Annotated in this window: 29 protein-coding genes and 1 tRNA gene; 23 read left to right on the forward strand and 7 right to left on the reverse strand. The window is 28.9% G+C overall.

From position 1 onward, the window contains the following. The first annotated feature begins 60 nt into the window (after positions 1-60). The 19 genes from rplB (at position 61) to EG856_RS03485 (ending at position 10763) form a co-directional block, all read left to right on the forward strand. Positions 61-906, forward strand: a complete 846-nt coding sequence (gene rplB / locus EG856_RS03395; RefSeq protein WP_130429712.1) for a 50S ribosomal protein L2 — start codon at positions 61-63, stop codon at positions 904-906. Beyond that, the gene (gene rpsS / locus EG856_RS03400; RefSeq protein WP_130429713.1) at positions 906-1181 is read left to right on the forward strand and encodes a 30S ribosomal protein S19; all 276 of its coding nucleotides are present in this window, start codon (positions 906-908) and stop codon (positions 1179-1181) included. The genes rplB and rpsS overlap by 1 nt, the downstream gene beginning before the upstream one ends. Before the next feature lie 2 nt (positions 1182-1183). Further along, a complete protein-coding gene (gene rplV / locus EG856_RS03405) occupies positions 1184-1519 on the forward strand; it encodes a 50S ribosomal protein L22 (protein ID WP_130429714.1) in 336 nt (111 codons plus the stop codon). A gap of 13 nt (positions 1520-1532) precedes the next feature. Beyond that, positions 1533-2207: a 30S ribosomal protein S3 gene (gene rpsC / locus EG856_RS03410; RefSeq protein WP_130429715.1), complete on the forward strand. Its 675-nt coding sequence runs from the start codon at positions 1533-1535 to the stop codon at positions 2205-2207. Beyond that, on the forward strand, positions 2185-2616 hold the full coding sequence (rplP, locus tag EG856_RS03415) for a 50S ribosomal protein L16 (protein ID WP_130429716.1): 432 nt from the start codon (positions 2185-2187) through the stop codon (positions 2614-2616). The genes rpsC and rplP overlap by 23 nt, the downstream gene beginning before the upstream one ends. Next, positions 2616-2810 (forward strand): 50S ribosomal protein L29, encoded by a 195-nt coding sequence (gene rpmC / locus EG856_RS03420; protein ID WP_130429717.1) that lies wholly within the window; start codon positions 2616-2618, stop codon positions 2808-2810. The genes rplP and rpmC overlap by 1 nt, the downstream gene beginning before the upstream one ends. Next, the gene (gene rpsQ / locus EG856_RS03425) at positions 2810-3079 is read left to right on the forward strand and encodes a 30S ribosomal protein S17 (RefSeq protein ID WP_130429718.1); all 270 of its coding nucleotides are present in this window, start codon (positions 2810-2812) and stop codon (positions 3077-3079) included. Before rpmC ends, rpsQ begins: the two co-directional genes overlap by 1 nt. After that, positions 3079-3447, forward strand: a complete 369-nt coding sequence (gene rplN / locus EG856_RS03430; protein ID WP_130429719.1) for a 50S ribosomal protein L14 — start codon at positions 3079-3081, stop codon at positions 3445-3447. The genes rpsQ and rplN overlap by 1 nt, the downstream gene beginning before the upstream one ends. A 9-nt stretch (positions 3448-3456) precedes the next feature. Continuing rightward, the gene (rplX, locus tag EG856_RS03435) at positions 3457-3783 is read left to right on the forward strand and encodes a 50S ribosomal protein L24 (RefSeq protein ID WP_130429720.1); all 327 of its coding nucleotides are present in this window, start codon (positions 3457-3459) and stop codon (positions 3781-3783) included. Positions 3784-3785: 2 nt separating this feature from the next. Further along, the gene (gene rplE, locus EG856_RS03440) at positions 3786-4331 is read left to right on the forward strand and encodes a 50S ribosomal protein L5 (protein WP_130429721.1); all 546 of its coding nucleotides are present in this window, start codon (positions 3786-3788) and stop codon (positions 4329-4331) included. Continuing rightward, positions 4331-4516 carry a type Z 30S ribosomal protein S14 gene (locus EG856_RS03445; protein ID WP_130429722.1) on the forward strand — a complete coding sequence of 62 codons (186 nt, stop codon included), beginning with the start codon at positions 4331-4333 and terminating at the stop codon, positions 4514-4516. The genes rplE and EG856_RS03445 overlap by 1 nt, the downstream gene beginning before the upstream one ends. Positions 4517-4518: 2 nt before the next feature. After that, positions 4519-4914, forward strand: a complete 396-nt coding sequence (gene rpsH, locus EG856_RS03450; protein WP_130429723.1) for a 30S ribosomal protein S8 — start codon at positions 4519-4521, stop codon at positions 4912-4914. Between the two features lie 8 nt (positions 4915-4922). Then, positions 4923-5462, forward strand: coding sequence for a 50S ribosomal protein L6 (gene rplF / locus EG856_RS03455; RefSeq protein ID WP_130429724.1), 540 nt, complete (start codon positions 4923-4925; stop codon positions 5460-5462). A gap of 18 nt (positions 5463-5480) precedes the next feature. Next, a complete protein-coding gene (rplR, locus tag EG856_RS03460) occupies positions 5481-5837 on the forward strand; it encodes a 50S ribosomal protein L18 (RefSeq protein WP_130429725.1) in 357 nt (118 codons plus the stop codon). Further along, entirely contained in the window at positions 5837-6460 is a 624-nt protein-coding gene (rpsE, locus tag EG856_RS03465; protein WP_130429726.1) for a 30S ribosomal protein S5, read from the forward strand. Before rplR ends, rpsE begins: the two co-directional genes overlap by 1 nt. A 78-nt stretch (positions 6461-6538) precedes the next feature. Then, entirely contained in the window at positions 6539-6988 is a 450-nt protein-coding gene (gene rplO, locus EG856_RS03470; RefSeq protein WP_232954223.1) for a 50S ribosomal protein L15, read from the forward strand. 213 nt (positions 6989-7201) lie between these two features. Next, positions 7202-8353, forward strand: a complete 1152-nt coding sequence (locus tag EG856_RS03475; protein WP_130429727.1) for a hypothetical protein — start codon at positions 7202-7204, stop codon at positions 8351-8353. A 254-nt stretch (positions 8354-8607) separates the two neighbouring features. Beyond that, positions 8608-10302 (forward strand): APC family permease, encoded by a 1695-nt coding sequence (locus EG856_RS03480; RefSeq protein WP_130429728.1) that lies wholly within the window; start codon positions 8608-8610, stop codon positions 10300-10302. A 68-nt stretch (positions 10303-10370) separates the two neighbouring features. Continuing rightward, the gene (locus EG856_RS03485; protein WP_130429729.1) at positions 10371-10763 is read left to right on the forward strand and encodes a hypothetical protein; all 393 of its coding nucleotides are present in this window, start codon (positions 10371-10373) and stop codon (positions 10761-10763) included. A gap of 90 nt (positions 10764-10853) precedes the next feature. On the opposite strand, the gene EG856_RS03490 is transcribed toward EG856_RS03485, so the two are convergent. Beyond that, positions 10854-12965, reverse strand: a complete 2112-nt coding sequence (locus EG856_RS03490) for a bifunctional metallophosphatase/5'-nucleotidase (RefSeq protein WP_130429730.1) — start codon at positions 12963-12965, stop codon at positions 10854-10856. Positions 12966-13109: 144 nt separating this feature from the next. Here EG856_RS03490 and EG856_RS03495 point away from each other — a divergent pair, with 144 nt between their 5' ends. Then, a complete protein-coding gene (locus EG856_RS03495; protein WP_130429731.1) occupies positions 13110-14465 on the forward strand; it encodes a leucine-rich repeat domain-containing protein in 1356 nt (451 codons plus the stop codon). 47 nt (positions 14466-14512) lie between these two features. Here EG856_RS03495 and EG856_RS03500 read toward each other — a convergent pair. The 6 genes from EG856_RS03500 to lepA form a co-directional block, all read right to left on the reverse strand. Continuing rightward, positions 14513-14586 (reverse strand) — tRNA-Trp (locus EG856_RS03500). 21 nt (positions 14587-14607) lie between these two features. After that, positions 14608-15708 (reverse strand): redox-regulated ATPase YchF, encoded by a 1101-nt coding sequence (gene ychF / locus EG856_RS03505; protein WP_130429732.1) that lies wholly within the window; start codon positions 15706-15708, stop codon positions 14608-14610. Between the two features lie 141 nt (positions 15709-15849). Further along, positions 15850-16203 (reverse strand): LemA family protein, encoded by a 354-nt coding sequence (locus EG856_RS03685; RefSeq protein ID WP_318025451.1) that lies wholly within the window; start codon positions 16201-16203, stop codon positions 15850-15852. Continuing rightward, the gene (locus EG856_RS03690) at positions 16178-16507 is read right to left on the reverse strand and encodes a hypothetical protein (protein ID WP_318025452.1); all 330 of its coding nucleotides are present in this window, start codon (positions 16505-16507) and stop codon (positions 16178-16180) included. Before EG856_RS03690 ends, EG856_RS03685 begins: the two co-directional genes overlap by 26 nt. A gap of 32 nt (positions 16508-16539) precedes the next feature. Continuing rightward, positions 16540-18315, reverse strand: a complete 1776-nt coding sequence (locus tag EG856_RS03515; protein ID WP_130429733.1) for an MAG1210 family protein — start codon at positions 18313-18315, stop codon at positions 16540-16542. A gap of 15 nt (positions 18316-18330) precedes the next feature. Continuing rightward, a complete protein-coding gene (lepA, locus tag EG856_RS03520; RefSeq protein ID WP_130429734.1) occupies positions 18331-20118 on the reverse strand; it encodes a translation elongation factor 4 in 1788 nt (595 codons plus the stop codon). An 89-nt stretch (positions 20119-20207) separates the two neighbouring features. Here lepA and EG856_RS03525 point away from each other — a divergent pair, with 89 nt between their 5' ends. The 3 genes from EG856_RS03525 (at position 20208) to EG856_RS03535 (ending at position 25797) form a co-directional block, all read left to right on the forward strand. After that, complete coding sequence (locus tag EG856_RS03525; RefSeq protein WP_130429735.1) at positions 20208-20942, forward strand: phosphotransferase; 735 nt, start codon at positions 20208-20210, stop codon at positions 20940-20942. 2 nt (positions 20943-20944) lie between these two features. Beyond that, entirely contained in the window at positions 20945-21511 is a 567-nt protein-coding gene (locus tag EG856_RS03530; protein WP_130429736.1) for a hypothetical protein, read from the forward strand. 125 nt (positions 21512-21636) lie between these two features. Further along, complete coding sequence (locus tag EG856_RS03535) at positions 21637-25797, forward strand: DEAD/DEAH box helicase (protein WP_130429737.1); 4161 nt, start codon at positions 21637-21639, stop codon at positions 25795-25797. The last annotated feature ends 12 nt before the right edge of the window (positions 25798-25809 follow it).

Below are 25809 nucleotides of genomic sequence, written 5' to 3' on the forward strand. Positions count from 1 at the left end.
GATTTTAAATATTGCTTAAATGATAAATTCCTCATATATATTTAAGCAAAGGAGAGAATAATGGCAATTAAACATTACAAGCCAACCACTAACGGTCGTCGTAATATGTCATCTCTTGACTATGGTAAAAACCTTTCAGGTCACGCACCTGAAAAATCATTACTAGTAATTTTAAAAAATTCTGCTGGTCGTAATAACCAAGGAAAAATTACAGTAAGACACCATGGTGGTCGTGTAAAGAGATTTTATAGATTAATTGACTTTAAACGTAACAAAGACAATATTCCAGCTGTGGTTAAGTCAATTGAATACGATCCAAACCGTTCAGCTAATATTTCATTATTAGCATACGCTGATGGAGAAAAAAGATACATTTTAGCACCGAAAGGTCTTAAAGTAGGACAAACAGTTATTTCAGGAAATGATGTTGATATTTTAGTTGGTAATACTTTACCGCTATCTTCAATTCCAGAAGGTACATTAGTACACAACATCGAAATGCAACCTGGCGGAGGCGGAATTATTGCTCGTTCAGCCGGTGCCAGTGCCCAAATTTTAGGTAAAGATGATGATGGTAAATACGTTGTTTTACGTCTAAAATCAGGCGAAACTCGTCGTATTTTAGCAAGAGCTCGTGCAACCATTGGTGAAGTTGGAAATGAAGAACACCTACTAGTTAATTTAGGTAAAGCAGGTAGAAATCGTCACAAAGGTATTCGCCCAACTGTTCGTGGTTCAGTAATGAACCCAGTTGATCACCCACATGGTGGTGGTGAAGGTAAACAACCAATAGGACGTAAATCACCTCTTACACCATGAGGTAAAAAAGCTCTTGGTGTTAAAACTAGAAAAACTAAAAAATCTTCAAACAAATTAATTTTAAGAAGAAGAAAGGATGCTAAATAATGGCACGTAGTCTTAAAAAAGGTCCATTTGCTGATGATCACTTAATGAAAAAAGTGGAAGCCATTGTTGAAGGCAAGGCAGCAAAAAAACCAATTAAAACTTGATCGAGACGCTCAACAATTTTTCCTAATTTTGTTGGTTTAACATTCCAAGTTCATAATGGTAAAAGCTTTATTGATGTTTATGTAACCGATGATATGGTAGGACACAAACTTGGAGAATTTTCTCCTACAAGAACCTACACAGGTCATGGTGCTGATAAAGGTAAAAAATAGTAATGCAAGCAAAAGCACATGTTAAAATTCAACGCATAAGCGTACGTAAAGCTGCTTTAGTTGCTGCTCTTTTCCGTGGAAAAGATGTACGTGTTGCATTAGGTATTTTAAAAAATACCAATAAAAAAGCATCATATTTATTTATTAAACTTATCAATTCAGCTGTTGCTAATGCAACTAATAACCATGGAATGGACGCGTCAAAATTATTTGTTAAAGAAGTTTTAGTTAACGAAGGTCCAACACTAAAAAGATTTCAACCTCACTCACAAGGAAGAGCATTTTCAATTTTCAAACGTACTTCAAATTTATCAGTAGTATTGGAAGAAAGAAACTAAGAAAGGCAAAATTATGGGACAAAAAGTTAATCCAAATGGTTTCCGTTATGGTGTAACCAAACAACGTAATACAACATGATTTGCAGAAAAAAAAGAATTTGGATCATTATTAGTTCAAGACGATAAAATTTACAAATTCTTTGATAAATTAGTACGTAAATACCAAATTGGTCAAATTGAAATTAAAAGAACACAAACAAACAAAATAACTGTTGTTTTACACGTTGCTAGCCCAGCCAGAATTTTAGGCGAAGCCGGTGCCAACATTAATGCTTTAAATGTTGCTTTACATAAACATTTAAAAAATAAAAAATTAGATATTAATTTACAAGTTACTCAACTTGCTAAACCAGAATTAAATGCTCGTTTAGCAGCTGAAGCGATTGCTATAAAATTAGAAAATCGTGAGAGTTTTAGAATTGCCCAAAAATACGTAATTAATGAAGCACTAAAAGCACGGGCAAAAGGTATTAAAACTGCTGTTTCGGGTCGTTTAAACGGAGTTGATATGGCTCGTACCGAAGGATATTCGCGCGGCGAAATGAAATTACACACTTTAAGACAAGATGTTGATTATGCACAAGCAACAGCACGTACCACATATGGTGCTATTGGTGTTAAAGTTTGAATTTCAAAAGGCGAAATTTTGGAAGGAGGATTAAAAAATGCTTCAACCAAAAAGAACTAAATATAGAAAACCTTTTTTATTACGTCATGACAAACGTAAAGCACACAAAGGAAATAAAGTGTCATTTGGAGAATTTGGACTTCAAGCTGTTACATCAGCGTGAGTAGATGCTCGTCAAATCGAATCAGCTCGTATTGCGATTACTCGTCGTATGGGTCGTGAGGGACAAGTGTTTATTAGAATTTTCCCTCACTTCCAAAAAACATCAAAACCAATTGGTGTGCGTATGGGTTCAGGTAAAGGTTCACCTGAAAAATGATACACACCAGTTAAAGTTAACACAATGATGTTTGAAGTATCAGGTGTTAAAGAAGAGATTGCTCGTGACGCCCTTCGTTTAGGTGGTCACAAATTACCTGTTAAATGAAAAATTGTTTCTAAAGCAGATGCACAAGGAGGTCAAATATAATGGTTTTTAAAGATTTAAAAACAAAATCAGTAGAAGAATTGCAAAAACTAGTTAATGACCTAAAAGCCGAATTATTAACCCTTCGTTTTAAGAATAGAACTGGACAATTAGATCAAAGTCACAAAATTAATGCAGTCAAAAAAGATATCGCTAGAGCATTAACTGCTCTTGTACAACTTAAAGGAGACAAATAATGCAAAGATTAACAACCCGTAAAAGTTTAACAGGTAAAGTTACATCTGTTCGTGGTGATAAAACTATTTTTGTCGAAGTAGAAAGTTATCGTTCACATAACTTATATTCAAAAAGATATAGAGTAGTAAAACGTTTCGCAGTTCACGATGAAAAATTATTAGCATCAGTTGGCGATATTGTTAATATTATGGAAACACGTCCACTTTCAAAAACCAAACATTTTCGTTTAGTAGAAATCAAACATAAAGCACAACGAGGTGAAGAATAATGGTTATTGAACTATCTAAATTAAAAGTAGCTGATAATTCAGGTGCTAAAGAGGTGGGTGTTATTAGAGTATTAGGTGGCTCACGTAAAAAAACTGCTAATATTGGTGATGTGATTGTGTGTTCAGTAAAAAAAGCACTACCAAATGGTGCTGTTAAAGAAGGTCAAGTGGTTAAAGCCGTTATTGTTCGTTCTCGTTATGGGATTAAAAGACCAAACGGTTCGCATATTAAATTTGATGACAATGCTGTAGTTATTATTAAAGACGATAAATCAATGAGAGGAACTCGTGTTTTTGGACCGGTTGCTCGTGAATTGCGTGACAAGGGATATTTAAAAATTGTTTCTCTTGCACCGGAAGTTTTATAGGAGAGCGATATGAAAATGAAATTCAAAAAAAATGATGAAGTTGTCGTTATTGCCGGAGCTCATAAATGAGAGCAAGGACGTATCGTTCGTGTAGACGCTAAAAATAACACAGTATATATTAAAGATGTTAATATGCAACAAAAACATAAAAAACCATCTCAAGGAAGCGAAGGAAGAATCAAAAAACAAGAAGGTCCAATTCACGCCTCAAATGTGGCTGTAATTGCTAAAAAAGGTACTAAAACTAGTGCTCCTGTGTATTCAAAAATTGGTTATAAACTTACTCAAAACGGTCAAAAAACAAGAATTATTAAAAAAACTAACAAGGAATATTAATTATGAACTTAAAAAAACAATATCAAAGTAGTATTGTTCCAACTTTAATGGAAGAATTTAAATTTAAATCAATTATGCAAGTTCCCCGTCTTGAAAAAATCGTTTTGAATATGACCGCAGGTAAAGAAGTAACAAATTCAAAAGCAATCGAAGAAGTTTTAAACGAATTAACACTAATTTCTAGCCAAAAACCATTACAAACAGTTGCTAGAAAATCAAATGCTTCATGAAAATTAAGAGAAGGTATGCCTATGGGCGGTAAAGTTACTTTACGTAGAGATAGAATGTGAGATTTTTTAGAAAAATTAATTCACATCGCTATGCCTCGTATTCGTGATTTTCGTGGTGCTAATCCTAAAGCCTTTGATGGTCGCGGAAATTATTCATTAGGTATTAAAGAGCAAATCATTTTCCCTGAAATTGATTTTGACAAAATTAGAAGAATTAAAGGTTTAGATGTTCAATTAATCACATCTACAAATTCAGATGCCCAAGCCAAAAGATTGCTTGAACTACTTGGAATGAGATTTGTTAAAGGAGATAAATAATGGCTAAAGTATCACTAAAAGCAAAACAAAAAAAACACCCCAAATTTTCAACTCGTTTTTATACACGTTGTGAAATCTGTGGTCGTCCTCACGCAGTTTTAAGAAAATTTAAAATCTGCCGTATTTGTTTCCGTGTTAAAGCACATGCTGGACAAATTCCAGGATACAAGAAAGCGAGTTGATAATTATGTTTATTACAGATCCAATCTCAGATATGATAGTGCGTATTAAAAACGCAAATCAAAGAAAATTTAAATCAGTTAACATTCCATTCTCAAATAAAAAACAAAGAATTTTAGAAATTCTTTTAGCAGAAGGTTATATTCAAACACTAAATGTTAAAGGTGAAGGCATTAATAAAGTATTGGAAGTAAGTTTAAAATATAAAGCTAATCAACGAGCAATTATTGACTTTAAACGAATTTCAAAACCAGGTTTAAGAGTTTATTCTTCAGCTCAACAACTACCAAACGTATTATCAGGATACGGAACAGCCATTGTTTCAACTTCAAAAGGAATGATGACTGAAAAACAAGCACGCAAGGAAAATGTTGGCGGTGAAGTTATCGCTATCATTTGATAGGGGGTTATATGTCACGTGTCGGAAACAGAATATTAAATATCCCTCAAGGCGTTGAAGTTAATTTACAAGGAACAAATTTAAGCGTTAAAGGTAAATTAGGAAGTTTACAAACAACTTTTTCACCTTTGATTGCGATTAAAATTGAAGAAGGCAAAATTAGCACTTTAAGAGTTAATGAAGAAAAAACTACTAAACAATTACACGGAACAACAAATGCTTTAATTAGCAATATGCTAGTGGGTGTATCACAAGGTTTTAAAAAAGAATTAGTAATTAAAGGGGTTGGTTATAAAGCTGTGCTTAAAGACCAACAATTAGAATTAGCAGTTGGTAAATCACATTTAGAATTATTAGATATTCCTAGTGATGTAAGTGTTGAATTACCAAAACCAACTGAAATTACACTATCATCAATTTCAAAATCAAGCGTAGGACATTTTGCTGCCATTGTGCGCGCTACTAGAAAACCTAGTCCATACTCAGGTAAAGGGATTGCGTATAAAGATGAAGTTATTCGTCGCAAAGAAGGAAAAACTGCTGCGAAGTAGTTGTGAAAGGAAAATAATATGGCTACATTATCAAGAAATCAAGCACGTCAAAGAAAACATTTGCGTGAGCGTCAATCAATTGTTGGTACATCTTCTAAACCACGTTTGAGCGTTTTCAAATCACACCAAAACTTCTACGCACAACTAATTGATGATTCTAAAGGCGTTACGCTAGCTAGTGTTTCGACTTTAACTAAAGGTGAATTTCATGGTAACATTACTTCAGCTGCTCAAGCTGGCAAATTAATGGCACAAAAAATTAATGAACTAAATCTAACTCAAATTGTTTTCGATCGTTCAGGATACATTTACCACGGACGTGTGAAAGCGTTTGCTGAAGCTGTGAGAGAAAACGTGAAAGGAGTTAAATTCTAATGTCACAAACAAATTTAAACGCAACTGGCACCACCGAAGTACTTAAGCCAAATTCAGACAAAGTTGAAACTAAAAAAAGTGAAACTAAACCTAAAAACACTCGTGAGCGTTCATCACGTCCAACTCGTCGTCGTAATGATAGTTTTAACGATGGTTTTAGCGAAAAAGTTATTTCAATTTCAAGAGTTTCTAAAACTGTCAAGGGTGGACGTAGATTTTCATTTTCAACTTTTGTTGTAGTTGGTGATAAAAAAGGTCGTGTTGGATTTGGACACGGAAAAGCAAATGAAGTTCCTGATTCAATTAAAAAAGCAATTAAAGACGCTAAAAATAATTTAATTACTTTGCCAGTTGTTAAAGGAACTGTTCCTCACCAAAATGAAGCCAAATTTTTAGCCTCTAAAGTTATGCTTAAACCAGCTTCAAAAGGTACTGGAATTGTTGCTTCTTCAACAGTGCGTGCGGTTGTCGAACTTGCTGGCTACACTGATGTATATTCAAAAACATACGGTTCACGTTCAAAATCTAATATTGTTAGAGCAACTTTGAAAGCACTAACTCAAATGCGTACAGCTGAAGCTATTGCCCATATCAGAGATAAAGAAGTTAAAGACCTAAGATAATTATTAATTTATTTAAGTAATTTGAAATTTTAATTTCAAAACAACTTATAAATTAATATTTAGATGAAAGGAAAAAATATGCAAATAAAATTACATGAATTAAAACCTACTGCTGGTTCACGTAAAGATAAACATCGTGTTGGTAGAGGTCACGCTGCTGGTAAAGGTAAACAAGCTGGTAAAGGTCAATCTGGTCAAAATAAACGTCATGGACACAGACCTGGTTTTGAAGGTGGTCAAACTCCTTGATTTCGTCGTATTGGAAAACGTGGTTTTAACAACGTTAACCACGTTGAATATCAAGTTGTGAATTTAAAAGATTTAGAACAAAAATTTAGTGCTAATGACACTGTTAATATTGAAACCTTAATTAAGGCTAATTTAATTAAAAGAAATTTACCAATTAAAATTTTGGCAAACGGTAAACTAACTAAAAAACTTTTAGTTAATGTTCATGCAGCTTCGCAAAGTGCTAAAGATGCAATTGCTGCCGCTGGTGGTAAATTTGAAGATTTATCTTTAACTTAATTTAATACCATTGATAAATTTATTAAGATTACCAAACACTACAAAATGTTTGGTTTTTTTGTTAAAACAATTATTTTAAAGTTAATATTTTCACTTATGTGCTAAATTTTAGTCTATAATTAAAATTTTGTTAAAATTAAATGACTAAAAATTAAGATTTAATTGCAAAAAATAAAATTAAGGTAATTAAATCTAAAATTTAGAAAGGAAATTATGAACAAAATTAAATTATCATTAATTTTAACAACTTTCGCTTCTGTTGCGACTATTCCGCTTGCAGTAGTAGCGTATGTTGATAAAAAAGTTCAAGACAAAAAACCATCTACACCGCAACAACCATCAACACCTCAAATAGATTTTAACAATCTTAATTCAACGGTTAAAATCTCATACAAAAATAAAGAAAATGTTAGATTTTCTACTCTACCAGATAATATAACTTCGCAAAATATTGTATTTAAATTACCACAACAAACAAGTGTGCAATTTATTTCAGCACTAAAACAAAACGATAAAATTATTGTAACTTATAAACTAACAAAACAAAATCAAAGCTCGAATAATTTTATTCAACAAATCTCAAATAACGGTTTTAAAGCAGAATTAAATGCCCAAGAACTTATGAATGAAGCAAATGCTAATGTTGAGTTTAAACAAAGTGCTTACAATAAAAAATGATCACAAATAAATCAATTAAGTGCTCAAGACTTTGATTTATCAACTCAAAACGATGTTAAAATTAATTTTATTGGCGCCAAAACACAAAATAATAAAAGTGTGGTTGAATATTCATTAACTAAAAATGGAATTTCGTATAACTATACTAAAGAATTTGATAACCGATTAAAATTTAAAAAATACTCGCAAAATTTCAAAATTAACGAAATTACCTATAATAATACATCTAAAACACCAAGAATTTTAGTTTATGTTGATATTTTAAAAGCTGATTTAACAGCAGATGAATATTTAAAAGATGCTCCATTTATCTTTGGTAAATGACAAAGACCTAGCGATGATAAAAGATTTATAATATCAGTTTTAGGTATTAGTAATGACATCGAATCGCGGGGAAAACTAAACGTTTTTGTTCAAAAAATTACTGACAAAAGATTGCAAATTTGAATTCAAACTGACACCACAATAGCTGATTTTTCAAAACTATTTAACAGCAAAAGAATTGTTTTAATAAGTGAAAATCCTAGTTTTAATAATAACGAAAAAGATGAAATTTCACCTACAGGCTTTACTGAAATTGAAATTGATAAATCAGTTTTAAACAATAGAGAAACTAATTTAGCCTTAACTCAAAAAGCTTCACAACTTGACGAATTAAATCAAGTTATCGTTTGAAGAGGAAAATAATATTTTTAAAAATATTTAGCAAATTTTAACGTTGCTAGATATTTTTTTAGTTTTGCTTTAAATATTAGGTATATTAAATTTTGATTTTAATTAAACTTAATTTTTTTTATTTTAGTTTTTGCGCATTGATTACATATAAATACATCTTTTGCAATTTAAAAAATGAAAAAATAACCAAAAAAAACATTGTTTTAGCATTTTTTATATTTTTTTTAAAAAATCATATACAATGTTATTGTTAGTAGAAAGGAATTATGAATAAAAAATTTAACGAAAAAACATTTATTTTTTATGGAATAAATTATATTGTTGGGTTTGGTTTTATAGCAACAATTTCAAGTGTTATAAAAACAGGTCAATGAGGTATTTTAATTTTTGCTCTAACTGCGTTAATTGCTGGTGGAGTTATGTTAGCATTTGCTCGTGGGGCACAACTTTATGGCACCCAAATTGGTGGTTCATACGCATATGTTAAAGAAGCGTTTCCAAAAGCTAGACCTGTCTGGTTTGCAAATGGTTGGAATCAATTTATGCAAGCTCCACTGTTTTCAGCAACAACGCCTTTGTTTTTTTCTGGAATTGCGTCGTTATTTATTAAATCACAACAGTATCAACTATTGATGCAATTTGGTTCTTTGGCCTTTTTTGTAATTTTAACAATTATTTCAGCAATGAGTTTGAATGTGTCAAAAAAGGTTATAACAGCCACTGCTATTGTTAAATGAATAGGAATAGCAATAATGTTTGTGGGAATTATTTATTTAGCAATAAGAAATCCTCACATTCAACTTTTAGATAAAAAAAATCTAACTAAAGTTTCACCTTATATTTTAATTACATCAATTTTGAATTTTATTTACTCTTATGGGGGAGTAGAAGGATTGGCTGGATTATCTAGCGAAGTTAATACAAAAAATTTTAGACGAATTCTTTTAAGTTTATTTGGTATTATCATTGCTATTTATACAGTGTTTTACATTATTTTCAATTTTGTTCCTCAAATTGAAACTAATAACTCAAATTTTGTTGCAGCACTATTACATAGAGCCTTTGGTATTTCAGGTTTAATCGTGTTTGCAATATCATTATTATTTAGACAAATAACTTCAACAGTTTTTTCAATGGTATATTACGCTAAGACAGTTGTGCCTTTAGCTCAAGATGGTTTTTTACCATACAGTTTAGCTAAAAGAGATAAAAACGGTACACACCGTAATGCGACAATATTTGTAACAATAATTACAGTTTTGGCGATGATTGTATTTTCAATTATTCCAAGCTTATTTAATGTTTCTGATCGTTTTGGAACCATTTTACAGGCTGGTAATTTAGTCTTCTTTATTCAATACTTATTTGCCGTAATTGCTATTTTAACGATTTCATTTAAGAATAAAGAATTAAAAATCCCAATGTGAGAGCGTATTATTTATATAATTGTTGCTACGCTAATTGCTTTTATCGCATTAGTAACATTATTCCCGCCTATTGTTGGCGAAAATTATGATGCTTCTTCAATTATTATCATCAGCTCATATTTAGGGTTCGTTGTATTGGGTTTTGTAGTTTGAGGTATTTTTTACGCTTACGATAAAAAAGTCTCAACAAAAAGATATTTAACAAACTTAAACTCAGCTAAAAATAGTTTTACTTCTAACGATTCATCATATAAATTATTTGAAAATGTGATTTATACAACTGATTATGTTAAATTGCCACAATTATCGCAAAATGACAATTTATATATGTTATACCTAAAAGATTTAGAAAATTTAAGCCCGGAAAAAGCAATGAAACAATTAAAAACAATTCAAAATTTTAATTTTATTGAATCACATAAAAGTGTTGTTGTTGTGCAAGATTTTAAACAATTTAAGTACAAAAATGAATTTAAATCATTTTTAGACAAACAACAAACAAACAATTTACAATGAGTAATTGTAGAGAAATAGTTTTAACCACTTTTATAGTGGTTTTTTTATTTCAAATGATCAATTAAACTTTTAGTATAATGAATTATATGCAAAAATTAGTGAAAAATAAATACGAAAAATATCGTCATTTTGGTCGGATTTATTATTTAATTATGGTGATAAGTTCAATAATTACTGTAATTATTTCATTTTTATGAGCAAACAAAGTATTTCCCTTTGCCCAAAACTCACTTAAAAGTTGAAATATTGTATACGCAATAATAGTTACATTATTTAGTTTTGCAGGCTTATATGTTTTTATGATTTTAATGTTAATTAATAGTTTTGTGTATAAATTAGAACATATCAAAGAAATTAATAATAAAAAGAAGCACGATCATATCAAGCAAAAAATTCAAAACCAAAGTAAATGACTAGATATTTTAGCTTTTGATAAGTCATTATCTTATAACCTTTATTTAACCTCAAAATCGCAATAATTATTTGAATATTAAGTTTTATTTAACTAAGTTAAAATTAAAAATTTCGACCAAACAGCGATTGTAAGATGTTTGGTCGAAATTTTAATATTATCTATTTGTCGGTTCGGCAATAGAATTGGTGTATGCTTGATCAGGGATAATAACTTTTTGTTGTGAACGTAAAGTTTCGTTTAAATATTCGCTCATTGCTCTTTCAAATTGAGAATTATCTAAACTATCTTTTTTAGTTGGATCTGTTGTTAGTTTGGCAAAATCTATTAAGGTATTAATATATTTATCTCCTTCGTACGCTAAATCAATTGTTTTAACTTTCGTAGTGTCAATCATCGAATATCCATCACCACCGGCTAAAATAAAGTCATTTGTTGTGATATAGTAATATGTTTGTGGTTCAATATTTTTATTGTTAATTTTGAATGAGGTTTCATCTGGTACTCAAACATATTCTTGTTTTTGTGTTTTTTCGTTTAATTTTTGCACAACATTTACTGTGTAAGCCACATTGCTCGATAATTGCGCAAAACCACCAGATCTACCTCTAGATAAACCATGTTTTAGTACATTTGTTAAAACTTCGCCTTTTACTCTTACTGTTGAGATTCGATTACCAAAAGGACTAACAGATAACGCATCACCTTTAGAAATTTCACCTTGGGCAAAGTTTGCTCTTAAACCGCCACCATTAACTAAACCAATTGAATTATCAAGACTGGCAGGAGTTCAACCTTGGTGAGATGTTCAAGGTTTTTCTTTAATAAAACCTCATGCAATTGAATCGGCAGCAAACACACCTAATGAAGTAGGTAAAATTCGACCAATTCAATAAGGGGTATTATCAATTTCTTTTGTTGTTGTATGTTCAAATACACCAGGTGAAGTAAAAGCAACTACTTTATTATCTTTATCAAAAGCTTTTTTTAGTCTTTGAACTAATCTTAGGCTTAAGTCGGCATTATATATTTCAATTTGGTCAATATTTCTTAAGACTTGGTGAACTTCTTCAATTTTGCCTGTTTGATTATTGAAAGTTAAATCAATATCACCTAAATATTTAGTATATGCTTCGGTCTGGGTTATATAAATATTTTTTTTAGGGGCATTTTTTTTGTTTATTTCAACATATGTATGGCTGTGCCCATCTAAAATTAAGTCTAAATCTTGGGGACTGTTTTGTGCTAAATATTCTGAAGTTCATTTAGCCTCATTTCTACCGGTTCCTAGATGTGTAGTAGCGATTATAAATTGAATTTCAGGGTGAGCTTTTTTAATTTCAGCAATTACTTGTTTAGAAGATTCAACAGGATCTCTAAATTCAACTAGGGCCGAATTTCTCGGATGTGATGTATATACGGTATCAGGTGTAGTTAGAGCAAAAATTGCTACTTTAATTCCATTTTCTAATTGTTTTATAATATAAGGCTCAAAAACTCTTTTGCCAACTTTATTTTGGTCATAGCCATCTGGTTTAGTTGCTAAATTACTTAAATCTTTATAGTAAATATTAGCAGAAATAAATGGTGTGACAACTCCGTGTTTACTTTGGCTTGAATTTTTATTTAAATTTAAAATGTGTTCCAAACCATAATCGAATTCATGATTACCAACAGCTATTGAGTCGTATCGCATATACTTAGCAATTTCAGTTATGGTTTTACCTTTGTCCGAATCGGATAAAGGCAAACCTTGAATTAAATCACCTGCTGACAACAATAAATCACGATTTTTATCGGCTAAATATTTGGAAGTTTCAATCATTCCGCTATAACGATTAAATCTAGAATCGTCAAATTCTAAACGACCGTGTTCATCGTTAGAGTGAAAAATTTTGACACTTCTTAATTTTGAATTTTGTGATTTTTCTGCTTGTCTTAATTTTGTGAATAATAAATTATATTTTTTAACCAATGGTTTAAGAACTGTGTTGGCTTCAAAAAACAAATCAAAAATACTATTTTCAATTTCTAATTTTTCATTTTCATTTGCTTTGTTTAGTTTTTGTTTAAGTTGATTTAATTTTTGAGCAAATTCAACCATTTTTTGATTATATTCAATATTATTTTGTTTATATTCTTGCCTGATTTTTTCGACATCTTCTTCTTTATTAGTTTTAGAACTACAACTTATAGCAATGATAGGCATTACTGTAGTTGAAGCAACAGCACCTATTAAAAATTTTTTAAAAATGTTTTTATTTTTCATATCTACCCCTTTTGTTTCTATATAAATTATTATAGAATACTTATGAACCAAGACAAATAAAATAACTTGTTTTGACGCTTTTTTCAGTATAAATGTTGTTAAAAACTCTAAATATTATTAAATTTAAAGTCTAAAAAGGTAAGGATGGCGAACATAAAATATTTAACTATTGATTATGCTAATATAAAAAAATATATAGCTCAAGGTTATATTGAAGTTTTAAAATTAGCAAATAATATCAATAAATACACCATTGTCAAACAGATAAAAAATTACTTTTGAATAAAATGAATGTTAAAAGAAGAATTAAACATTCTTAAACATGTAAGAGTAGTCAATTTATCTATGCCAAAGGTTTTTGCAATCGACAATTATGCTTTTGAAAACAATAAATATTTAGTAAAAATAATGGCCCCAAATGTTGAATATATCGGTGAAGAAGCATTTTTGAATTGTTATTCATTAAAAAAAGTAGAACTTATAAATACAAAAACAATAGCTAAAGCAGCTTTTCAAAATTGTAGATCACTAAGAAATATCAATTTAAAAAACGCTGAAAACATTGACGATTATGCGTTTAAAAATTGTCACTTACTAAATAGAATTATTATGCCAAATATCAATCAAATAGGTGCAAGTGTTTTTGAAAATACTATTTTTTTACATAAATTATTAAAATATAATGCACAAAATTTAGCAATATTTAATGGGATTTTAATTGGTGCTAAAAATGTTAAAGATCATTTACTTTTACCCGATGAAATAAAAATTATAAGTGGAGAAGTTTTTGAAAATTGTCATTCATTAATGACTCTAATTGCTCCAAATGTAATTGAAATAGGTCAATGAGCATTTAGTGGTTGTAAAAATTTGACTAACGTTGAAATGCCTAAAGTTAGAAAAATTGGTGTTAATGCTTTTAGTGAATGTCAATCTTTAATCAATATAAATATTCATAAGGCAACTGAAATTAATGATTTAGCGTTTAATAATTGTTTAAATTTAAAAAATATTAAGTTAGATAATATTGAAAAGATTGGTATTAATGTCTTTAATAATACTGAATTTTTAAAATTTTTAATTGCGGATCACCCACAGAATTTAGCTATTATAAATGGTATTTTAATAGATGCAAAAACTGCAAAAGCAGATCTGATCTTGAATAAAAACGTAAAAATAATTAACGATATTGCTTTTAAAAACAATCAATATTTAACAAGTATAACGATGCCAAATGTAATTAAAATCGGTAATCATGCTTTTGAGAATTGCCAATCATTATTTAAAATTGTGGCTCCTCAAACAATTGAAATAGGTTATTTAGCCTTTGCTGATAATGTTTCGCTTCAATTTGTTGAAATATCCGTAATAAAAAAGATTAATTTTAATGCGTTTAAAAATGTTAAACTAACATATCAAAATCTTAAATTACCTCATCGAATTACAGAAGACAAATTTAATGAAATGATTAAAAGTGAAACTATATTAGATAAGAAATAAAAATGTCAAAAGTAGATTAAATACTTTTGACAAGGTGCAATAACATATGGCAGGGGTTAAAGGAATCGAACCCTTGCAAGCAGTTTTGGAGACTGCAGTACTACCATTATACTAAACCCCCAGATTATGTCCAATGACATAATTATTTTCCAAATTTAAAATGACAAATATCTCCGTCTTTTATTGGATAATTTTTACCTTCCGAACGAATTTTACCAGCTGCTTTTACTGCGTTTTCAGAACCGTAACTGATAAAATCATCATAACTAATTACATCAGCTTTTATAAATTTTTTTTCAAAATCACTATGTATAATTCCGGCACATTGAGGCGCTAACATTCCGTCATTAAACACTCAAGCTCTAACTTCTATTTGTCCAACGGTAAAATATGTTTTTAGTTTTAATAAATCAAATGCTTCGCGTGTCAGTAAGTCTAAACCACTAAATTTAATATCATAGGAATTCAACCATTCATTGGCTTCATCTTCATTCATTTGAGTTATTTCGCTTTCTAATTGAACACTAATAGCTAAAACTTTATCGTCTTGATTTAAAGATTGAATAAATTTATTATATATATGGTCATTTTGGTAATTAGCAATTTGCTCACTTGATAAATTCGCAACATAAATCATTGGTTTAGCTGTTAATAAATGATAACCGCGCATAATTTTTTGTTCTTCATCACTAAAATTTTTTATTTGTCTAATTGGTATAGAATTTTCTAAATTTTGTTGTAATTTAACACATAAATTTTGTTCCAAGAGTGCTGATTTATCGCCTGCTTTAGCTTTTTTAGCAATACGATTTAGAATGTTTTTAACTGTTTCAAGGTCAGCTAAAATTAATTCTAAATTAATTACTTCTTTATCATTGACAGGATTAATTTCATTAGCAACATGCATTATGTCTTTATTTTCAAAACAACGTACAACATGAATAATTGCATCTACTTCGCGAATATTACCTAAAAACTTATTACCTAAACCTTCACCACGTGAAGCTCCCTGGACTAAACCAGCGATATCCACAAAATCAAAAGTGGCTGGTACAATTTTATTAGGCTTAACTAATGAAGCCAATTCGTATAAACGCGAATCTTTTAAAGGAACACTGCTAATGTTTGGCTCTATTGTGGTGAAAGCATAATTACTTGCTTCAACTTGATATTTTGTTAAAGCACTAAATAAAGTGCTTTTGCCAACGTTTGGCAAACCTACAATTCCTGCTTTTAAAGACATATTACCTCCATTAATTTAAGTATGTATATTTTACCAAAAACTTAATTTTGCTTTTAATTTGTTTTAATTATGTTGCCTGATTTAATTTGTATAAAAAATTAGCATTGGATAATGCTAATTTTTGGTTATAAGTTGTTTAAATTATTTAAAAAAATCTTTTCTTGCTTGTTGTTTAGTTTCTTGTGAAGCAGCGAAAGGAATTCTTGTAGTATAACCTAATTTTGAAGCAACTATCATTTTTGTAGGTCATTCATTAACTTCTCTATTTCACTGGAATACAGTATCATTATACAAGTCTCTAGCTGCTGTTATTTCTTTTTGTAAGTATGAATTTTGTTGTAAAACATCTCTTAATTCACCGTGTGCTTTTAATTCTGGATAATTTTCTAATTGAACATTAATTGAACCTAATGCTGAATCAATTGAGGTAGATACTTGCGATCTTGATTCATCGTTTAAACTTACCCCACTACGATAAGCAGCTACTGTTTTCATTTAAATCAATTGCTTTAGATAAAATTGAAGCAGCATTTGTTAGAATTTGTACTCTTTGCTCTAAAAAATTATCAATTTGTGAAGCATTATGTTGGATTTTTTGCTCTAGTTGTGCTAAACGGTTTTTAGCTTTTGTTTTTTTGTATAAAAACACAATTCCCGGAATAATGAATAAAACTCAAAGCAAAACTTCAAATATTATTGAGCCAACTCCAGTTTTAATTTGAATACGTTTGTTTATTACATTGACGTCATGACCATTTTCTAATACTGGTCCGTTCATTTCGTCTAACTGATTTGCCATTTTTTCTCCTTCAATTTTTATTTGCGAGATAATTATAATATATTAATTATTGACTTCGCTGAAAATATTGGTTTATGGTTGTTATTTTCACTTTGTTTTACTTTTTGATTAATTTCGTCATTATAAGCACTTCGCTCTGTTGGATCAGAGTTAATTTTGGTTATATTGGCAATTACATCGTTATCATAGCGAATATACTCGTCTCATTTAACTGGCACATTGTGATAATGTCCATCGCCACCATAAACTGATACATATTCAACTTGCGGTTTTATATCATAACCAAATGAACTAACTTTAACTGTATCTTGTTCGTCTTCGCTATGCATATAATGAGTTTTTAAAATTGAATTTGTTTTGACTAAATTATGCGTAAATAAATTTCTTGGTAGATAAGATAATTGGTGTTCGTGTTCGTATTGGTTTAAATTGCCTTTAATTCAGTCATTGTAAATAAAATCTAACGATTTAGTTTGCTGAAAAATTGGAATTGAAAGCATTGGGGCAAAAGTGAAATAGATGTGTTTAAAATAATCTTGCATTTGTGCATTAAATGTATCTTTAATAGTATCATAACTATAACTGTAATACACACTTAAATCATCTAGTAAAGAGGCATTATATAAATGTTCTGGTTCTATAATATTGATTTTATGGTGTTTAATATAACTAAAATCATCTCCATAACCTACTGTTTTATCACGCAATAATTTAGTTATATTTTGCTGTGCTAATGGTGTAAATAACAATCTAAATTGAGTTTGATCATTGCGGTCTAAAGCATTAAAAAATGCTTCAAATTCAGTGTTAGGTAGGGAAGTAAAATTGATATTGATTTCTTCTTGTTTTTTTAATGTTTTTTCGGTGGCTTTAACCAGTTTTTTAATTTCAGAATCATTTTTGCGCTCAATATGGGCATAGTCACGTGAAAATGTTAAATCAGGAGCAGATTGTGAACCTCATATAAATTTAGTGTTATATGTGTATAAAGGATATGGTTTAGTTACGCTGGCGTGTAAAACTTCTGTTTTAGTCACTAGTTTTGAATTACCGTTAAAATCAGTGCTTCTTTCAGTTCATCTGATTGTTAAAGTCCCTGTATAGGTTTTTTCACTCATTTCGTGATTTAACACACGAGCAAAAAGAAAAGGGTTACCATAAATTTCGCCGGATTGAACATACTCAACTGTACTTTCTAAATCACTTAATTCACCTAAACCATATTCTTGTCTCATTTTAGCTAATTGTTCATTTTTGAAAAATTGTTCCAATTTAATAAATGGCATTGTTTCACGAAATAATTTTACTTTCATTCCGTGTGTAAATAAATTACGAAGTGGTGCTGTTTGTTCTAAACCGATTTCGGTTTCTTCGTTAAGTTGTTGTTGTAAATTCTGTCAATGTTTGCTAGCATTTTTAAGATTTTTTAAAATTACAGCAAAATGAATAATAAATAAAGTTAAGCCAACGGCACAACTAACAGTTGCTATTGAAATGGTTGCTACATTTAATTTTGTTTTTGAAAATTCAACGCCTAATCAAATTGATATTGCACCAACTATAAAGGCAAGAATAAATAGAACTAGATTGATTATGCTGCCTAATTTAATTTTTTTATGTCTATTTTTTGCTTGGTTAAGTTTAGATGCTAAATTATTGATTTTTTTTGTTTGAGCACGGTTTTGTTCAACATCAATTTTTGAAATACGCGTTAATTCTTCAAAATATTCATCAGTTTTTTGATTGTTTTTTTCACGATATGAATTGTATTCATCAAGTGGTTTATCTACATAAATAATTTTTTCCATTTTTTACCCTCAAATTTAATCTATATTAGTTTTAAGAATTTTTAAAAATGCTTCTTGTGGAACTTCAACTGAACCTAGCATTTTCATTTTCTTTTTACCTTCTTTTTGTTTTTTTAGTAATTTTTGCCGACGAGTGACATCGCCACCATATAGTTTTGCAGTTACATCTTTGCGGTAAGCTTTAATGGTTTCACGAGCAATAATTTTACCCCCAATTGCTGCTTGAACTGGAATTTCAAAATTTTGTCTTGGTATTGCTTCTTTTAGTTTTTGGCACAACTCGCGACCACGAATATATGCATTGTCGCGGTGCGTAATAATCGTGAATGCGTCAATTTTATCACCGTTTAACATCACATCTACTTTAACTAAATCTGTTTCTTTATAATCGTATAAATCATATTCAAATGAAGCATAACCTTTTGTTGAAGATTTCAATTTATCAAAAAAATCAACTACTATTTCAGCCAAAGGCATTTCATATGAAATTTTACTGCGATTTCCATCTAAAGTTTCCATATCACGATAAATTCCTCGCTTACCTTGACACAGTTCCATCACATTACCAATATAATTATCTGGCACAATAATTGTAGCAAATATATACGGTTCTTCAATACGATCGATATATGTTTTATCGGGTAAAAGAGCAGGATTTGATATCATTTCTAATTTAGCGTTTGTTCGATATACTTTGTATTCTACTGAAGGCGAAGTGGCTATGACACCAATTTTATATTCACGATTCAACCTTTCTTGTAATATTTCCATATGGAGCATACCTAAAAATCCTACCCTGAAACCAAAACCAAGAGCTTTAGAAGTTTCCTGTTCTCATGATATTGAACTGTCACTTAAAGCAATTTTTTCCAAACTTTCTTTTAATTCCATATAATCACGAGTATCAACAGGATAAAAACCAGTAAACACAACCGGTTGTTTTTTCTTGTAGCCTGGTAAAGGTTTTTCGGCTGGATTGTCTACTAAAGTTATTGTATCACCCACACTAACTTCGCGGGCATCGCGAATAGTTGCAGCAATTCAGCCAACTTCACCTGCTTCAAGGTATTCTTTTTTAACCTCTCAAGGACTTTTAACACCTAATTCAGCAACTTGATTGATTTTATTATTTGACATAAATTTAATTTTGTCGTTTTTGTGTAATTTACCTTCAACTATTCTTACAAGCATCACCACGCCACGATATTCATCAAAATAAGAGTCAAAAATTAAGGCTTTTAGAGGTTTATTGTCATCAGCTATTGGAGAAGGTATATATTTTTCTATTGCCTCTAAAACTTTGTCAATATTTAGACCCGTTTTTGCTGATACAGCAACAGCATTTTCAGTAGATAAACCAATCACATTTTCAATTTCAGCTTTTGTTCGTTCAATATCAGCAGAAGGTAAATCTACTTTATTGATAATTGGAATGATTGTTAAATTATTTTCCAAAGCTAAATAGACATTGGCTAGTGTTTGAGCTTCAATTCCTTGTGTTGCATCGACAATTAATAATGCACCTTCGGTAGCGGCTAAAGAACGTGAAACTTCATATGTAAAATCAACATGGCCAGGTGTGTCAATTAAATGAAAAATAAAGTCTTTGTATTTAATTTGTACTGCGTTTAATTTTATTGTAATACCTCGCTCACGTTCAAGATCCATTGTGTCTAAAATTTGGGCTTCTAAATCTCTTTTCGCCACTGTTTCAGTTAATTCTAAAATACGATCAGCTAACGTGCTTTTACCGTGGTCAATATGAGCAATAATTGCGAAGTTTCTTATTTTTGATTTGTCCATACAATCACTCCTTAAAATTGAAAATTTGCAATTAAATTTTAATATATTATTTATTATAATTAAATTTATTATATTAATGAAGGAGACATATGAAAATAAAAATAAAAAAGGGACACACGAATATTTCATATCGCTATAAAGATAAATTTATCCAAGAAAAAGTGTACAATGGCTTTAATCATAAAATTGATTATACTTTGTTAAAAAAATTTGATTTTGTCCCTGAATTGCTATGTGAAAATAAAAGTGAAATTATGTGAAAATTTATAGATGGTCAACAACCTTCAATTACTTTAAATAACGTGGAATTGATTGCTAAACAAGTTAAATCAATTCACGAGTCAAAATTATCATTTCCACCCTCAAATCACGCTGCTAGAGTTAAATTTTATCGTAATGAATTAAAACGCTCACAGCGCAAACTTAAGGTCTTAGATGAATTTTATCGCCCAATTAATAAAACTTTAGCCAATATGCACAAAGACACCCCTTTACATAATGATTTATGGCCTTTTAATATGATAGAACAAGATGATAAAATCTTTTTTATTGATTGAGAATATGCTACTTTAGGTGATAAACATTTCGAATTAGCTTATATTATTGAAGCAAGCAATATGGATAAAGCGGTAGAACATAAATTTTTACAAGCATATGGCGATTACAACGAAATATTTTTATTGCGCCATAAAATGTTAGTTAATTATTTAGTAATTTTATGAGTTCATACACAAACTAAACCTCCTTTTGCTACTGAATTATATGAACAAAGAATATATCAATATGATGAACAATTAAAGAATTTATTGAATATAAAGGAGTAAAAATGAGAAAATTCAAACAAATTTTGCTGATATCTATTTTTTTAATGATTGTTTTAATAATCCCTTTTATTGAACAAATGATAATTAATTTTTATACAAAAAATGACTCCTCGGAATCAAATTTTGTTTTGTATCATTTCAGTGGGATAAGTTCAGTTACAACTAATTTTTTTCGTAATACTTCACAAACTATTGAGTTTTACAAAACAATAGCCAATTCTTCGATTCAATATCCTTTTAAATTAGCTTTTTTATTTGGTGTTTTTCACGGTTTTGGTTTAGTTGCTTTAATTTTAATTTGAGTATTTTTGGCAGTAATTTATTCAGTAATTAATTTATTTAAAAGAAGAATTGCTATTCCAATCTTGATGATAATATTAGCAATTATTTCACTATTTTATATGTTATTAACCGCAACTAAATGATTAAATTTTGACATAGCACAATATTCAAAAAATCAATTTGCTTCGTACTTTTTAAATTCCCAATTTATCACTATGTTTATTTTTTCTACCATTTCGTTTTTACTTTCAATTGTTGAAGTGGTTAAAAGCAAAAAATTACGTTAATTTATTTCACTGCGCGGTGAAATTTTTATTTTAAACGCCAAATGTTTAATACAAAAATTAAATAAATATCTATTTAAGTTATATATTATTTTATAATTATTTAACTTAAACAACTAAGGGGGTGTATGTTTAGTAATAAACAAAAAAAATTTGAAGCAATTCTCAATAATTTATTGGATTTAAGCCCTAATGATAAAGCAGTATTTACCCGGGTAGACAACTATTATTTTTTTGATTTTTTCAAAATGTTTGGACAAAAAGCTTTTGAAAAAATATATACAAAAAAAGATTTTAAAATTGAGTTAATTGAAGAAAGATTAAAACATGCTAAAGATAAAATTATTCAAGCCCATGACTACACAGAAGTAATGCAAATAATTGCTGATTTTGATTTAGAAATAAGTGAAATTAAAAAGCGTTTATTAAAAAAAGATTTTATTCAAGGAATAGCAAAAATCACTGAAGAATTGGAAATGCAATTCCAAAAACAATCAATTAAATGAAAAATGTTTTTTAATAGAGCTAAAGAAATCAATGAACAAAGCAATATTTGGCCAATACATTTAGGTTTTTTATATGTTAAAGTTAATGTGGGTGATAAATCAATCTATGCTCCTTTATTTTTAAAAGAAGCTTATTTAGAATTTGAAAATGCACGTCCCAAATTATTTTCAAAAGGTGAAATTAAACCCAACGATAAATTATTTTTCTTGCTAAAACATTACAATTTTGACGTAGACACTAACTCTAAATTTTCTCGCCAAACTATTAAAGAATTATATGATGATGTGAAAAAAAATTGAGTCAACACTTACCCAGACATAACTGAAATAGGAGCTAATTTTGAACAATTAATTCCCGAACAAATCACAAACGAAGCTTTAAGTTTTGCCCCAGGTATTGTTTTAGGTTTATTTCAGCCAGCCGGTGGTTATATTAGAAACAGAATGATAGAAATTATAGAAAAAGATGCTATCAAAACTATTATTCCAGTTTCATTTAACAAAAATAGTTATATAAAAAAAATTGATGAAATGATTCTAGACCCTAAAAAAAGTTTATTTAAAATTTCGCCAACAAATTTTAGTCAAGATCAAGCAATTGCTTCATCTTTGCTTCAAAATACAGTTATATGAGGCCCACCGGGCACAGGAAAATCGCAAACAATTGTTAATTTAATTACCAATATTTTAATTTATGGTCGTAGCGCTGTTGTGTGTTCGCAAAAAAAAGCAGCTTTAGAAGTTATTGCTAATAGAATGGGTCCCTTAAAACAATTTTGTTTATTTATGTTTAATTCCGCTGAAGCAAGCAAAAAATCATTTTATAAACCTTTACAAGAGTATATTGATTATATTGAACATTTTAATGATGATGTTAAATTAAAAGCCTTGCGAGTTTTAAACAATAAGGAATTAAGATATATTAGAGAAATTGGCAATTATGCTAAAGATTCTAGATTTGTCGAAATTGCACGAATTATTCCTCAAATTAATTCATATTTAGAAGATTTAGATGAGCAAAAATGGGAATTTATTTTAACCTTACCTGATTTTTACCAATATCCTGAATTAATTAAATTTAATGATAAAAAAGAAATTGAAAAATGAATGCTAAAAAACAACGGCTTTAACTTTTTAAAATTATTTGATAAAAAACGTAAAACAATTTTGAATATTGCTAATAATTTATTTGAAAAATTTAATGGTTCAAAAATAAATATTAAGCATTTAGTTAACATCACTAGAAATAGCGAAATATCTGATTTTAAATTTATTCGCTCGCTTTTATCAATTTTACCTCCTCAAGATAAAGCTCAAGTAAGTGATGCTGAACAAATAAAAAAATATGTTGCTCGTTTAGTGGTTCAACGTTATGAAACATTAAGTGATGAAGATAAACAAGCATATGGAGAATTTGCACTAACTATAAGAAATGGACAAACCGAACCTTATAAATTTATCAGTAATTTTGCTCGTATTATTAAGAAAATCTTCCCTATTATTATAGTAACACCTGAAGCAGATTTATCTGCTTGACAAAGAGAAGAATTTAATTATGCAATAATGGATGAATCAAGCCAAATTTTTATTGAAAAAGGTTTGCCGGTTTTATATTTAGCTAAAATTAAAATTTTAGCCGGTGATGATCAACAAATGAAACCATCAAATTGATTTGGAATTAGAGTAACAGATGAAGAAACTGTGTATGGTATTACTGAGTCGTTGTTGGATTTTGCTAAAAATACCGGTGTTCACACAATTTTGTTAAACAAAAATTATCGTTCAAATCATGCTTCGCTAATGACTTTTAGTTCAAAACATTTTTATAATTCAAATCTTGATGTTATCGATTCAGCATATGTAACTTCGCAATCTAAAGCAATTGAAGTAATTGAAGCTAACGGCGAATGAGTTGATTCACAAAACTTAAGCGAAGTTAAAATTGCTCTTGATATAGTTGAAAAAAATTTAAAAAAATACAAAAAAATAATTTTATTATGTTTTAATGCAAAACAACAAGAAGTAATTACTAAAACAATTTTTGAAACTAAACCTATTCTTGAAAATGCTTTAAGAACTGATATTTTATTGTTGAGAAATATTGAAAATATTCAAGGTGATGAAGCTGATTTAGTGGTTGCAACATTAGGTTATGATTCAAATGCTAAAATTTATTCAACTTATGTTGGGCGTCCTGGTGGTCGTAATGCTTTAAATGTTGCTATTTCAAGAGCTAAAGAAAAAATGATAGTTATTAAATCATTACATTCAAGTGATGTAAATATTAATGGTTTAAATGGTATCAATGAAGATATGGAAACTTTTAAAAAATGATTGGAATTTTTGGAATTAAGTGACCAAGAAAGAAAAGAATTTTTATCAATTGATTTAGAGCAAACACGTGGTATTGATTTAAAATCAAATTATGAAGAAAGCGATTTATTTATTGAAATCAAAGAATATATTCTTGATTTAATTAAAGGTAAACCTTGAATTCAATTACACACCCATTACAATTTAGGAACTATGAATGTGGATTTAATGTTAAAAAAAGGTGAGGAAAATATTTTTGCTTTAATTGTCGATGATTATAAATATGCTGACAATCCAAGTGAATATTTAAAATTTAATGACACTATTAAATTTATTGCTTCTAAACAATACAAAACTTTTAATTTTGACAGAACATTGTGAGAACAAAATAAACAAAAATTAGATGAAATTATTAGTTTAATAAGTTTGCCTGATAGTTATTTTGAAAATAATGATTATGCCGATCTTAGTGAAAATAGCATTGAAATGTTTATAGATAAAAATGATTTAACTCATTCGCAAACAACAATAAATAACGTTAATAATGAAAATTTAATACACGAAACTATTGAGAATGTTTCCAAAAATGAATCTGTTAATGATTTTGATATTTCAAATACCAAACCCCAAACTAATGTTGAAAAATCAACAAACACACAAAATGTTAAAGATCAAAATATCATTAGTGAAGTTGATAACGAATTTAACAAAATTCAAAATTTAACAATTGAAAATTCACCTGAAATAATGAAAATGAATAAAAATTTAGACGATATAAACGAATTTATAAAAGAAAATAATTATGATAAAACAGAATTTGATGATGTTTATGATATTGACGAAATATTAAAACAAAATTCGTTAAATCAGTCTAATACTTCAAAAACTTTATTGAGTGAATCTATTGAAAATTTAAATGTAACACAAGAGATTTTAAATGACAACATTAATGCTAAATTAAATACAGATGTTTTGGATCAAAAAGACAAAAATGAGCAAAATATTAATGAGCAACCAAATCCATCAACCCAAGTTTTTGATGAAAAAAACAATCTTAAACAAAATTATGAAAATGAATTCAAAAACAAAATTAATGAAGATAGAGATAACCAATTTGCCAATTTAGATTTTGAAGATTTTGATGAACCTTCTCAAACTAATTTAATGGAATTGAATAATGATGTTGCTAAACCAACATCATATTCACAAATTGAAAACGAAAATTTTGAATTTGATGAACCAGGTGAAACTGAACTCATTGAATTAAATAAAGAGTCTAATTATCAACGAAATTCGAATAATTTTGACGCTAATTATTCAAATAATGGTTACGACCCACTTCAACAAGCGTTGTATGATTCTATAGATAATACTGCCGAATTTACAAGCGAAAAAGAATTAATAAATGAAATTGAGCAAAATTCTATAGACAAAGTTTTAAATGAATTAAATTTAGAAAATAAAAAATAATATTTAAAATAT

Source organism: Mycoplasmopsis phocirhinis (genome assembly GCF_004216495.1).
Classification (GTDB): domain Bacteria; phylum Bacillota_I; class Bacilli_A; order Mycoplasmatales; family Metamycoplasmataceae; genus Mycoplasmopsis; species Mycoplasmopsis phocirhinis.